This window comes from Litoribaculum gwangyangense (assembly GCF_039543505.1).
Lineage (GTDB): Bacteria > Bacteroidota > Bacteroidia > Flavobacteriales > Flavobacteriaceae > Litoribaculum > Litoribaculum gwangyangense.
In genome coordinates this window covers 201,075-214,079 of the sequence record NZ_BAABJW010000004.1, presented here as the reverse complement: position 1 = coordinate 214,079, position 13,005 = coordinate 201,075, and the positions used below count along the sequence as shown (strand labels likewise).

At 33.2% G+C, this 13,005-nt stretch carries 11 protein-coding genes; 10 read left to right on the top strand and 1 reads right to left on the bottom strand.

Features of this window, described 5'->3' with window-relative positions; genetic code table 11:
- Window positions 1-7 precede the first annotated feature (7 nt).
- Window positions 8-799, bottom strand: a complete 792-nt coding sequence (locus tag ABD963_RS12105) for a polysaccharide biosynthesis/export family protein (RefSeq protein WP_345277243.1) — start codon at window positions 797-799, stop codon at window positions 8-10.
- A 103-nt stretch (window positions 800-902) separates the two neighbouring features.
- Between ABD963_RS12105 and ABD963_RS12100 the strand changes: the two genes are divergently transcribed.
- From ABD963_RS12100 to ABD963_RS12055, 10 genes are all read left to right on the top strand, one after another.
- Window positions 903-2,765 (top strand): ABC-F family ATP-binding cassette domain-containing protein, encoded by a 1,863-nt coding sequence (locus tag ABD963_RS12100; RefSeq protein WP_345277242.1) that lies wholly within the window; start codon window positions 903-905, stop codon window positions 2,763-2,765.
- 6 nt (window positions 2,766-2,771) lie between these two features.
- The gene (locus ABD963_RS12095; protein WP_345277241.1) at window positions 2,772-3,545 is read left to right on the top strand and encodes an O-methyltransferase; all 774 of its coding nucleotides are present in this window, start codon (window positions 2,772-2,774) and stop codon (window positions 3,543-3,545) included.
- Between the two features lie 44 nt (window positions 3,546-3,589).
- Complete coding sequence (locus ABD963_RS12090) at window positions 3,590-4,021, top strand: hypothetical protein (protein ID WP_345277240.1); 432 nt, start codon at window positions 3,590-3,592, stop codon at window positions 4,019-4,021.
- A 52-nt stretch (window positions 4,022-4,073) separates the two neighbouring features.
- Complete coding sequence (locus ABD963_RS12085; RefSeq protein ID WP_345277239.1) at window positions 4,074-4,646, top strand: cob(I)yrinic acid a,c-diamide adenosyltransferase; 573 nt, start codon at window positions 4,074-4,076, stop codon at window positions 4,644-4,646.
- A 223-nt stretch (window positions 4,647-4,869) separates the two neighbouring features.
- Complete coding sequence (locus tag ABD963_RS12080) at window positions 4,870-5,091, top strand: DUF2795 domain-containing protein (RefSeq protein WP_345277238.1); 222 nt, start codon at window positions 4,870-4,872, stop codon at window positions 5,089-5,091.
- A 151-nt stretch (window positions 5,092-5,242) separates the two neighbouring features.
- Complete coding sequence (secA, locus tag ABD963_RS12075) at window positions 5,243-8,593, top strand: preprotein translocase subunit SecA (RefSeq protein WP_345277237.1); 3,351 nt, start codon at window positions 5,243-5,245, stop codon at window positions 8,591-8,593.
- Window positions 8,594-8,787: 194 nt separating this feature from the next.
- A complete protein-coding gene (locus ABD963_RS12070) occupies window positions 8,788-9,414 on the top strand; it encodes a hypothetical protein (protein ID WP_345277236.1) in 627 nt (208 codons plus the stop codon).
- A gap of 127 nt (window positions 9,415-9,541) precedes the next feature.
- Window positions 9,542-10,996 carry a RimK family protein gene (locus tag ABD963_RS12065; protein ID WP_345277235.1) on the top strand — a complete coding sequence of 485 codons (1,455 nt, stop codon included), beginning with the start codon at window positions 9,542-9,544 and terminating at the stop codon, window positions 10,994-10,996.
- Window positions 10,989-12,215, top strand: a complete 1,227-nt coding sequence (locus ABD963_RS12060) for a glutamate-cysteine ligase family protein (protein ID WP_345277234.1) — start codon at window positions 10,989-10,991, stop codon at window positions 12,213-12,215. Before ABD963_RS12065 ends, ABD963_RS12060 begins: the two co-directional genes overlap by 8 nt.
- A gap of 86 nt (window positions 12,216-12,301) precedes the next feature.
- The gene (locus tag ABD963_RS12055) at window positions 12,302-12,985 is read left to right on the top strand and encodes an N-formylglutamate amidohydrolase (RefSeq protein ID WP_345277233.1); all 684 of its coding nucleotides are present in this window, start codon (window positions 12,302-12,304) and stop codon (window positions 12,983-12,985) included.
- The last annotated feature ends 20 nt before the right edge of the window (window positions 12,986-13,005 follow it).

The following is a 13,005-nucleotide window of genomic DNA, read 5'->3' as shown; positions in this document are numbered from 1 at the left end:
ATAAGCTCTACAAGTTTCTTGTTAAAAAATATGTTGACACCAACACTGATAGAATTGAGGCAATTGTGGTTAAATTTTGTATACCGGTCTGTCCTGCGCCAATAGCTTTGCGCTTTAGTGGTTTAACTAAAATGATATCATTTGGCTGTATAAAATAATAGGGAGATTGCATAGCATTGATATCTGTTAAATCAATATGATGTATTTTTTGGCCATTTGGGTATTGTCTTATAATCAATATATCTTTTCTATCTCCAGTTACAGGAATATCTCCAGCATTTGCAATAGCCTCAATAATATTTACCCTATCTTTTAATACAGTATGAACCCCTGCTCCAATTTCTCCAACTGTGCTATATTGAACTCCCGGTAATTTTACAGTTACAAAAATTTCAGCTGATTCTTTAAAGTATTGTTTTAAAAGTTCTTGTTCTACTTTTTCTTTAATTTCCTCAATTGTGTATCCTAACACATTAATTTTTCCTAAAATAGGAAATTCAATATTTCCGTGTAAATCAACCGTAAAACCATTAAAGTACAAACCGCCTTGGCTTTGATTAGCTCCTCCAAAATCTCCAACAGGATTAAACATACCAACTAATTCCTCGTCCAATGCTTTTACTGTAATACTCAATATATCATTAACTTGTACCCTGTAGGGCTTAGGTAATTGATTTAGTATTAATTTTTCGGATGATTTGTCACCTTTATCTTGAAGGTAAACCAGGTCTTTATTTGTAATACATGAAGAAAACAAAACACAAATTGCTAAGTAAAAAACTATCGCGCATTTATTCATTTTGGTAGATTGATTTATCACAAATATAAGTTTTCACCTTGAACAATAAAACATATAACCCGTTTTTTGGTTTTTTATGCGTTATTTGCAAAAAAAATACACTTTGAATTACTTAACAGTTGAAAATATATCAAAATCTTACGGTGAGCTTACCCTCTTTGAAAACATATCTTTTAGTGTTCATAAAGACCAAAAAATAGCTTTTGTTGCAAAAAATGGTACCGGTAAAACCTCCATTTTAAATATATTGTCTGGAGATGATCAAGCAGACACTGGCAATGTTATTTACAGGAAAGACATCAAGGTCTCCTTCCTTTCACAAGACCCAAAGTTTGATAACCATTTAACCGTTGAAGAAACCATTTTTGCTAGTGATAATCCCATTCTAAACGTCATTTCAAATTACAAGAAATCGCTTTTAAACCCAGACGACACTGAAGCTTACCAAAAGGCTTTTGAAGCTATGGAGAGGCATCAAGCTTGGGATTTTGAAACCCTTTACAAACAAATACTTTTCAAACTAAAACTTGAAGATTTAACCCAAAAGGTTAGCACACTTTCTGGTGGACAAAAAAAACGTTTAGCACTCGCCAATGCTCTAATTAACAAACCTGATTTATTGATTTTAGACGAACCTACCAATCATCTAGATTTAGAAATGATTGAGTGGTTAGAAACATTTTTTGCCAAAGAAAACATCACGCTTTTTATGGTAACGCACGATCGGTACTTTTTAGAGCGTGTTTGTAATGAGATTATTGAGTTGGATGAAGGGCAACTTTACAGTTACAAAGGCAATTACTCATATTACTTAGAAAAGCGAGAAGCCAGAATTGAACAAGAAGCCGTTGAAACTGGTAAAGCCAAACAACTATTTAAAAAAGAATTGGAGTGGATGCGTCGCCAACCTAAAGCGCGAACCACCAAATCAAAATCCAGAATTGATGATTTTGCCGATATTAAGCACAGAGCGCACCAACGTAGAAACGATCATGAAGTTCAACTTGAACTTAATATGGAGCGCTTAGGAAGCAAAATTTTAGAGTTTCATAAAGTATCCAAAGCCTTTAAAGATAAAACCATACTTGATAAGTTTGATTACACATTCCAAAAAGGGGAACGTGTTGGCATTATTGGAAAAAATGGCACTGGAAAAACTACTTTTTTAAATATTTTAACGCAAACCGATAAACCAGATTCTGGGAAAGTTGTTAAAGGAGACACCATAAAATTTGGGTATTACACACAAAATGGCATAACCATTAAGCCCGAACAAAAAGTAATTGATGTAATTCGTGAATTTGGGGATTATATTCCTTTAAAAAAAGGGCGACAAATTAGTGCACAACAATTGTTGGAACGCTTTTTATTTAGCAGAAAAAAGCAATACGATTTTGTTGAAAAACTAAGTGGCGGCGAGCGGAAACGTTTGTATTTGTGCACCGTTCTAATTCAAAATCCTAACTTTTTAATACTTGATGAACCTACCAACGATTTAGATATTGTAACCCTTAATGTGTTGGAGGAATTTCTTTTGGATTTTCCCGGTTGCATCATTGTGGTGTCGCATGATAGATACTTTATGGATAAAGTGGTGGATCATTTATTCGTTTTTAAGGGCGATGGCATTATAGAAGATTTTCCTGGAAATTATACTGATTACAGAGTTTATGAAGATAGCCAACCCATTATTCCAAATATTTCAGAAGCAAAAAAAGATAACAAGTCTTGGAAACAAAATGAAGTCAGCAAATTGTCTTATAATGAAGAAAAAGAACTCAAAAACATTGAAAGCAAGTTAAATTCATTGGCATTTGATAAAAAAGAACTGGAAAATAAATTCAACAATCCAGATTTAACTCAGGACCAGATTAACAAACTATCTGAAGAGTTACAAAAAATTATTGATGCCATTGAAACTAAAGAAGAGCGTTGGTTTGAATTGTCATCAAAACTTGAAGGATAATTATTTATGTTTTATCAAGTTATTCAATACATAAAATTCCTGTTAAAGTCCAGTAAACAGCATGGGGTACACTCCCCTTTTGTGTATAACTTAATAACCAAATGTTTTTATGATAAAACTAAAAATGAAACTTATACATCAATCTCTAAATACAGAAACTCACTCTTAAAAAACAGGAACAAAATTAAAGTTACCGATTTGGGTGCTGGCTCCCATGTTATGAAACATAAAGGACGTTCAATTTCAAGTATGGCTAAAAATGCCGGTACTACAAACAAACGAGCTAAACTTTTATATAGAATTTCAGATTATTTTAAACCAAACGCCATTTTAGAGTTAGGTACCTCTTTGGGAATAGCAACCCATGCCATGAGTTTAGGAAATCCAAAAGCAAGCATTACAGCTATTGAAGGCTGCCCTAATATTTCAGAATTCACCAAAGGTTATTTTAAAAAATATCATTTAAAAAACACTAATTTAATTGTTGGAGATTTTGAAGAAGAGATAAAAAAACTTACCTCAAATTATTACGACCTTATTTTCTTTGATGGAAATCATCAAAAAGAAGCAACTTTAAATTACTTTGAGACACTTTTAGAAACCACACACAATAACTCTGTTTTTATTTTTGATGATATTTACTGGAGCAAAGGCATGACCAAAGCGTGGGAAGCGATAAAAGCAAACCCAAAAGTCACTGTAACTATTGACACATTTTTCTGGGGATTCGTATTTTTTAGAAAAGAACAAGTTAAAGAGCACTTTGTTATAAGAGTTTAGATGTTGGGTTGTTAAGTTGTTTAGATTATCTTAAATTTGACTTTATGTATTCATTTTGGTTGATTATACCTGTTATTATTATTGTTGGTATTCTCAAATTTAGAAAAGGTAAAAAGAAATTTGATTCTAATTTTTATGAAGGATTGACTAATACACAATTAAAAAATGAAGCAACTATATTATTAAACAAAATATTAAATAGTTTTGATGAAAAATCAAACTTCCTTTATACAGAATACAAAAACCTAAGTCATTTCAAATCAGAAGTTCAAGAAACACTTGTCAAAATAAAAAGCAATGAAATTGATGAATTATTCCCAACTACATCAATACAAACCCATAATTACCTTTTCTTCGAGCTAGCTAAAAAAAATGACTGGTCAGAAAAACAAATAAAGCTTATCAAGGATTTAAATTTAATTATTATTGAATTTTCTATTCGACAAGGTATACTACCAAGAAATTATCATTTGTGAATTGGTGGCAAAAAACCTTTCACTTTTAACTTTTAACTTTTAACTTCGTAATATGAAGATTTACACCAAAACAGGCGATAAAGGTACTACAGCATTATTTGGAGGCACTCGTGTACCTAAACACCACATACGCATTGAAAGTTATGGAACAGTTGATGAATTAAATTCGCATTTGGGATTAATTCGTGACCAAGACATCAACCAACACTATAAAGATTTAATCATTGAAATTCAAAACAAACTGTTTACCGTTGGAGCCATATTAGCTACCGACCCTGAAAAGGCTATTTTAAAAAGTGGTAAAGAACGTTTAAATATTGAAAAAATCTCAGATAAAGATATTGATCTTCTTGAAAAAGAAATGGACACCATGAATGATGCTTTACCACCTATGACACATTTTGTGTTACCAGGTGGCCATCAAACCGTGTCATTCTGTCATATTGCACGCTGTGTTTGCCGTAGAGCGGAACGATTAGCAACTGCACTTAACGATTTAGAACCTTTTGAAGCTAATACTTTAACCTATCTTAATCGTCTTTCTGACTACCTTTTTGTGTTGGCACGAAAGTTGTCCAATGACTTACAAGCAAGTGAAATTAAGTGGATTCCTGATAAGCATTAGGGATTGAAGCTAGCTACCGTGTAGTGAGTAAAGCCCGACCCGATTGGTAAACACCCAAGGAAAACCCACAAAAATTGCTATAAATATTAACAAAGCAATCATAAATTTCAACTGTTTAAAACACAATAGCATACGTTCTTAGAATTAATGATTAAATATTTCATTTTTTTCTTGCTTGTTTAAACTAAAAATTTATTTTTGCAAAAAAAATAACGCACAAGAAATGTATTGGACTTTAGAATTAGCATCTTATTTAAGTGATGCACCATGGCCTGCAACAAAAGACGAATTGATAGATTACGCAATTAGAACTGGTTCGCCATTGGAAGTTGTTGAAAATTTACAATCGATTGAGGACGAAGGTGATTCGTATGATTCGATAGAGGAAATTTGGTCAGATTACCCAACTGACGAAGATTATCTTTGGAATGAAGATGAATATTAATAATATTGCATAAAGAATAGTTAAAAAGTCTCGATTTGAGGCTTTTTTTTTGTTCTAAAATGTATCTTTGAATACTTTTTTTAGATACAATAAAATTACATTAATAAACGTGTTGCACAAGTAAAATAATGCAACAATAAAATATATACACATGAGTTTTTTAAATTCTGTACTTAAGGTATTTGTTGGCGATAAATCGAAACAAGATGTAAAAGCCATCACACCTTTGGTAGATAAAATTAAAACATTTGAAAAGGCCTTAGAAGCTCTATCTCACGACGAATTAAGAGCAAAAACTACCGCGTTTAAAGCTAAAATTGCGGAAGCCAACAAAGCTATCGACGAGCAAATTGCACAACTGTTAGAAGATGCTGAAAATACGGAAGACATTGATGCTCGTGAAGATATTTACGAACAAGTTGATAAACTAAAAGATGACGCTTACAAAATTACCGAGGAAGTTTTAAACGATATCCTTCCAGAAGCCTTTGCGGTGGTAAAAGAAACGGCTAAACGTTTTGTGAATAATACAACCATAACAGTAAAAGCCAATGAGTTTGATAGAAGTTTATCGGGAGATAAAGATTACATTACTTTAGAAGATGACAAGGCTGTTTGGAAAAACTCTTGGGATGCCGCTGGTAAACCAATTACTTGGGATATGGTACATTATGATGTACAACTTATTGGCGGTATAGCCATGCACCAAGGTAAAATTGCCGAAATGCAAACAGGTGAAGGTAAAACATTAGTAGCCACACTTCCTGTTTACCTTAATGCATTAGCTGGTAAAGGAGTTCACTTAGTAACGGTAAACGATTATCTTGCAAAACGAGATAGTGCATGGATGGCTCCTATTTTTGAATTCCATGGATTGCGTGTGGATTGTATAGATCACCACCAACCTAACTCTGCTGCTAGACGTAAAGCCTATCAAGCGGATATTACTTATGGAACTAATAACGAATTTGGTTTTGATTATCTGCGTGATAACATGTCACATGCTCCTGATGATTTAGTTCAGCGTCCTCACCACTACGCCATTGTTGATGAGGTAGATTCTGTTTTAATCGATGACGCACGTACGCCTCTCATAATTTCTGGACCAATTCCACAAGGAGACAGACATGAGTTTACCGAGTTAAAGCCAAAAGTAGATGATATTGTTGCTGTTCAACGAAAGTATTTAACAGGTGTTTTAGCTGAAGCTAAAAAACTAATTTCTGCCGGTGATACCAAAGAAGGTGGTTTTCAATTACTTCGTGTGTATCGTGGTATGCCCAAAAATAAGGCCCTTATTAAGTTCTTATCAGAAGAAGGAGTCAAACAACTGCTTCAAAAAACAGAGAATTTTTACATGCAGGATAATAACCGTGAAATGCCCAAAGTGGATGCGGAATTGTATTATGTTATTGAAGAGAAAAACAATCAAATTGAATTAACTGACAAAGGGGTTGAATATATTTCTGGGAAAGACAATCCAGATTTCTTTATCTTACCGGAAATAGGTATTGAAATTGCCAAAATTGAAGAACAAAACTTGCCTAAACAAGAAGAAGCAAAATTAAAAGAAGAACTATTTAAAGATTTTGGTGTAAAATCCGAACGTATACATACTCTTAACCAACTTTTAAAAGCCTACGCTTTATTTGAAAAAGACACCCAATACGTGGTGATGGATAATAAGGTAATGATTGTTGATGAACAAACAGGTCGTATCATGGATGGTCGTCGTTATTCTGATGGTTTACACCAAGCGATTGAAGCAAAAGAAAACGTAAAAATAGAAGATGCCACCCAAACGTTCGCTACAGTAACACTTCAAAATTATTTTAGAATGTACCGAAAACTATCTGGTATGACAGGTACTGCGGTAACTGAAGCTGGCGAGTTTTGGGAAATCTACAAATTGGATGTGGTTGAAATTCCAACCAACCGCCCAATAGCACGTGATGATAGAGACGATTTAGTTTATAAAACTAAACGTGAAAAATACAACGCTGTTATTGATGAAGTAACACAACTTTCAGAAGCTGGTCGCCCCGTTTTAATTGGTACAACCTCAGTTGAAATTTCAGAATTACTTGGTAAAATGTTGAGCATTCGTAAAATACCTCACAATGTATTGAATGCAAAACAACACAAAAGAGAAGCTGATATTGTTGCACAAGCAGGTCAACCCGGTCAAGTAACCATAGCTACCAACATGGCTGGTCGTGGTACCGACATTAAGCTTTCTGAAGAAGTTAAAAAAGCAGGTGGTTTAGCCATTGTTGGTACAGAGCGTCATGATTCCCGTCGCGTAGACAGACAGTTACGTGGCCGTGCTGGTCGTCAAGGAGATCCTGGAAGTTCACAGTTCTACGTATCGCTTGAGGATAACCTAATGCGTTTATTTGGTAGTGAGCGTATTGCAAAAATGATGGATCGCATGGGGCTAAAAGAAGGAGAAGTGATTCAACATTCTATGATTTCAAAATCTATTGAGCGTGCGCAGAAAAAAGTAGAAGAAAACAACTTTGGAGTTCGTAAGCGGTTGTTGGAATACGATGATGTGATGAACGCCCAACGAGAGGTGGTTTACAAACGCCGTCGTCATGCGCTACATGGTGAACGTTTACGCGTTGATTTAGCCAATATGATTTTTGATACCTCCGAAGGCATTGCTGAAACTAATAAAGGCGCTAACGATTATAAGAATTTTGAGTTTGAATTGATTCGTTATTTTTCCATGAGTTCACCGATTACTGAAGATGAATTTGGAAAATTATCGGCACAAGAAATTACATCAAAAATATATAAGACAGCTTTCCAACATTATAGAGAAAAAATGTCGCGTAATGCAGATATTGCTTTCCCTGTGATTAAAAATGTCTATGAAACACAACGCGATAAATTCAAGCGTATTGTCGTGCCTTTTACGGACGGTACGAAAACTTTAAATGTAGTTACGGACCTAGAGAAAGCCTACCACACTAATGGCAAACAGTTAATTACAGATTTCGAAAAGAATATCACATTAGCTATTATTGATGATGCTTGGAAAACCCATTTACGAAAAATGGATGAATTAAAACAATCGGTTCAATTAGCGGTTCATGAGCAAAAAGACCCTCTATTAATTTACAAATTTGAAGCTTTTGAATTGTTTAAAGCCATGATTGACCAAGTGAATAAAGACGTGATTTCATTCTTATTTAAAGGAGAATTACCTCAAGAAACCCAAGATACTATTCAAGAAGCTCGGGCACGCAAGCAAGAAAAATTAAACATTCAAAAGGATGAAATTCCAAATTTAGATGAACGTTCAGCACAAAACCGAGCTGCAGGTAATACACAACGTAAATCTGAGATTGTAGAAACCATCGTGCGAGATCGACCCAAAATTGGTCGCAATGATAAAGTTACCATCAAGCATGTTTTAAATGGCGAAAATAAAACCTTGAAATACAAACAAGCTGAACCGTTATTAGCAAAAGGTGATTGGGTTCTGGTAGAATAACAAAAAATAGTTTCAAATAATTTTAATAAAAATCCTAATAGAGAGCCTATTAGGATTTTTTATTGCCCTCATTTTCTTGATTTTTTTAAGAATAATTATTAACTTAGTTACAATTAATAACTTTTTTGATCCCTCAACTATTCAGGAAATAGTTCACTTTGAATAAAAAACTAAACTAAATAAAATTTTTAAAAATGTCTGCAGAATTAGTCATCATTATAATTGGCATAGCCTTTCTATTAATTGCCATTGCTGATAACATAAAAACCTTGAATTTAATCAATACAAAATTAAGAATTCCGTTGGGTATACTTGGTGTACTCTTGATAATTTATGGAGGATATTCTTATGGTTCCATTGTGAATTTTGGTCAAATAGAACAGGCGGAATTAGGTAACAAATCAAAAATAAACCTTCCAATTGAAAAAGTACAAGTTATATCACCTGTAGCAGGAGATTCTGTAGATTGTAGAATATTAACAATGGGGGTATATCCAGATTCTCATGAAAAAGATATTTGGGTGCTTTTGAAGCCTTCAAATAATAAATTCTACCCACAATCAGATCATACAAATACTTCTTACAAAAGAAACGGCGAATGGCAAGTAATTACAAGATTTGGAGGGGATAAAGGAGAATCCTATGAAATAATCATTTATGAAGCTGACGCTGCAGCCTCCCAATATTTTAGTTCGACCATTGAAAAGTGGAAAGAATTAGATTCATATCCTGGTTTATCAGATGAAGAAATTCCAAGGAGTGCTAATGAGGTTGACAGGATTACCGTATCGCTTAAAGAAAATTGCAGAGGCGTTTTTTAGTCTTTATTACTCTAAAAACCAACTAGCAAAATTAAGTTTAGTTTAAACTTAAATACTTGAAAACAATTAAAATTTAAATTTAAAAGCACTAATTTTGTTTTAAATTTAAAAAGCATATGCTACGTTAATGCAAAAATATATTGTTGTCAATCAACCAGAGAAATGGAATTTTTCGATTGAGAATATAACAGTCATTTCATCACAAGATTATCTTACAAATCCTAAATTTTCACTACAAAAAAAGGCACGTATTTTTAATCTCTGTAAAGATTACAATTACCAGTCTAAAGGGTATTATGTATCGCTTTTAGCCGAGGCAAGAGGACATTTAGCAATACCTACTGTAAAAAATATTGTAGATTTAAAAACCATGAAATTGGTTAGAATTGTTTCCGATGAATTTGATGATATTATCCAGAAAAGCCTAAAAAACATTAAGTCTCAAGAATTCACTTTGAGTATTTATTTTGGACAGAATGTTGCGCAAAAATATAAAGAATTAAGCACCCTATTTTACAAACATTTTCAGGTTCCTTTTTTAAGAGTAAAGTTTAATTTTAGTACTAAGTGGAACATCCAAAGTGTTAAAGTAATCTCAGAATCTGAAATTCCAGATGAACATATGGAAAGTGTGCATTTTTTTGCTAATGAATATTTTTCAAAAAAGAGATACGATACTTTAAAACTAACCCAAAGCGATTTTGACTTAGCCATTTTGGTAAATCCTATCGATCCAGCACCACCAAGCAACCTAAAAGCGTTAAAAAAGTTCGTGGATATTGCCGAAAAAATGAATATTTATGCAGAAATTATTGAGCCAAAAGATTTAACGCGCTTATCATCCTTTGATGCTTTATTGATAAGGCAAAGTACCGAAGTTAACAACGAGGCTTATGCATTTGCTCGTAAAGCACAACAAGAAGGCATTGCTATTGTGGATTATCCCGATGCCATTTTAAAATGTTGTAACAAGGTTTATATGGCCGAAGCTTTACAAAATGCCAATATAAATACCCCTAAAACGATTATTGTTCATAAAGATAATTTAAAGGATGTTATAGAGTACACGGGCTTACCCTGTGTTTTAAAGGCTCCAGATTCCACCTTTTCATTTGGTGTTAAAAAGGCAAAATCCTTAGAGGAATTTTACGATTTATCGACTACTATGCTTAAAGAATCGGACTTGATTATTGCTCAAGAATTTTGTCCGTCTGACTATGATTGGCGTATTGGAATTATTGATGGTGAACCCTTTTTTGCTTGCAAATATTATATGGCAAAGGGGCATTGGCAAATTTATAATTGGAAGGCAACAAAGAAAGACGATCAAGATGGGGATGCGGATTGCCTCCCTATCGAGGAAGTGCCAAAAAAAGTTTTAAAAATGGCTTTAAAATCTGCTAAACTTATTGGTAACGGATTATTGGGTATCGATATCAAAGTGGTGGATGATAAACCCATGGTCATAGAAATAAATGATAACCCAAATATCGATTTTGGAGTTGAAGATAGATTTTATGGCGATTTGGTATATACTAAAATTTTAAATGCCTTAAAAAACAGATTGGAACAGAATGGCTAAAAAATATCATTTGTTTGAGGTTTTTGGAATTGAGTTGGAATATATGCTTGTAGATAATTCCAGTTTAAAGGTTAGGCCAATCGTTGATGAACTCTTAATGCTTAAAAATAATGGTGTGATTGACGATATTGAAAATGGCACTATTGCTTGGAGCAACGAATTGGTTGCCCATGTGATTGAAATAAAAACCAACGGACCTGCTACTGGTTTAAATAATTTATCGGAAACTTTTCATAAAAATGTACAGGAAATTAATGCAATTTTAAAAGATTTAGATGCGCATTTACTGCCTACAGCTTCACACCCTTTAATGAATCCTGTTACGGACACGCAGCTCTGGAAACACAGTTATAGCGAAGTTTATGCGCTATATAATAGAATATTCAATTGTTCTGGCCATGGTTGGAGCAATGTACAAAGTACCCATATAAATCTACCCTTTTTTGATGATAATGAGTTTGAAAAGTTACATGCTGCCATTCGTATTATTTTACCTTTAATTCCAGGTTTAAGTGCTAGTTCTCCCATTTTGGAAGGCCATAAAACCGGTTTTCAAGATACCCGATTGGAATACTATAAAACCAACCAAAAAGAAATCCCTGAAATGACTGGATTGGTAATTCCTGAACAGGTATTTACAAAAAAAGAATATCAGGAAGTCATTTTTAATCCTATCAATAAAGCCACGAAACCACACGATACAGAACATATTTTAGACCATTATTTTTTAAATTCCCGTGGTGCCATAGCGCGGTTTGATAGAAATGCCATTGAAATTAGATTGGTTGATATACAAGAATGCCCAAAAGCTGATATAGCGATTTGTATTTTAATTATTGAAGTTCTAAAACTGTTAGTGAATGAGAAATTGGTTTCGTTGGAAAATCAAAAAACATGGACTAAAGAAAACCTTTTCAAAATATTGAATCCAACCATAGAGGAAGGAGAAAACTACAAAATTGAAAACATGTCGTTTTTAAAAATTTTCAATTTAGATAAAGTTTCAACGGTTAAAGAAGTATGGCAAAATTTTTATAATTTGGTTAAAAATGATATTGACAAGACATTTCAAGAAGCTATTGAAACCATTTTAAACCACGGAACATTATCAACACGGATTCTCCAAGCCATAAACGATGATTTTTCAGAAGCTCATATTAAAAAAGTTTACAAAAAACTCGCAAACTGTTTACAAGAAAACAAGCTTTTTATGCCATGAAATGCTCATTAACAAAATTACAACCCTACCAAAATAATAATCTGGCCATTGCACCTGATCAATAAAAAATCAACAAATATTAACAGATGAAACTTATTTTGACCTGCGAACATGGGGGGAATAAAATTCCTAAAGATTTTGAAAAGTATTTTAATGATTCACAGGTAATTTTAAATTCGCATCGTGGTTATGATATTGGTGCTTTGGATGTTTTCAAAACTTTAAAGTCAATGTCTGATTTTTCAAAGTATTCTGAAATAAGCCGATTGCTGATAGAACTTAATAGGTCTTTGCATCACCCCAAACTGTTTTCGGAGTTTACAAAACCTCTATCAAAAGCAGAAAAAGAGCATCTCATTACTACCTATTATTTACCCTACCGAACCGCAGTTGAAACGGAAATTAAACAGTGGATTACCAAAAACGAAACCGTTTTGCATTTTTCCATCCATTCATTTACACCTGTTTTAAATGAACAAGAACGGCATTGCGATGTAGGGTTGTTATTTGATTCTACTTTAAAAAATGAAAAACAATTTTGTGTAAAATTTAAAAAAGAATTAAAAACTTTAAACCCCAAATTACAGGTACGTTTCAACTACCCCTATTTAGGAAAATCAGATGGTTTTACCACCTATTTGCGAAAACAGTTTAAAGAAAACTATTTGGGCATTGAAATTGAAATAAACCAAAAACACAGAAAAAACAATCGTTTAGAACCAAAGGTTAAAGAAGCAATAGTTTTGTCAACAAAAAATTGTATTGCCTAAGAAGAAAAATCCGGATTTAA

Coding starts and splice junctions, on each gene's coding strand:
- secA (WP_345277237.1), top strand. CDS start 5,243: ATGAGTTTTTTAAATTCTGTACTTAAGGTATTTGTTGGCGATAAATCG.
- ABD963_RS12070 (WP_345277236.1), top strand. CDS start 8,788: ATGTCTGCAGAATTAGTCATCATTATAATTGGCATAGCCTTTCTATTA.
- ABD963_RS12105 (WP_345277243.1), bottom strand. CDS start 799: ATGAATAAATGCGCGATAGTTTTTTACTTAGCAATTTGTGTTTTGTTT.
- ABD963_RS12080 (WP_345277238.1), top strand. CDS start 4,870: ATGTATTGGACTTTAGAATTAGCATCTTATTTAAGTGATGCACCATGG.
- ABD963_RS12095 (WP_345277241.1), top strand. CDS start 2,772: ATGTTTTATCAAGTTATTCAATACATAAAATTCCTGTTAAAGTCCAGT.
- ABD963_RS12065 (WP_345277235.1), top strand. CDS start 9,542: ATGCAAAAATATATTGTTGTCAATCAACCAGAGAAATGGAATTTTTCG.
- ABD963_RS12055 (WP_345277233.1), top strand. CDS start 12,302: ATGAAACTTATTTTGACCTGCGAACATGGGGGGAATAAAATTCCTAAA.
- ABD963_RS12060 (WP_345277234.1), top strand. CDS start 10,989: ATGGCTAAAAAATATCATTTGTTTGAGGTTTTTGGAATTGAGTTGGAA.
- ABD963_RS12085 (WP_345277239.1), top strand. CDS start 4,074: ATGAAGATTTACACCAAAACAGGCGATAAAGGTACTACAGCATTATTT.
- ABD963_RS12090 (WP_345277240.1), top strand. CDS start 3,590: ATGTATTCATTTTGGTTGATTATACCTGTTATTATTATTGTTGGTATT.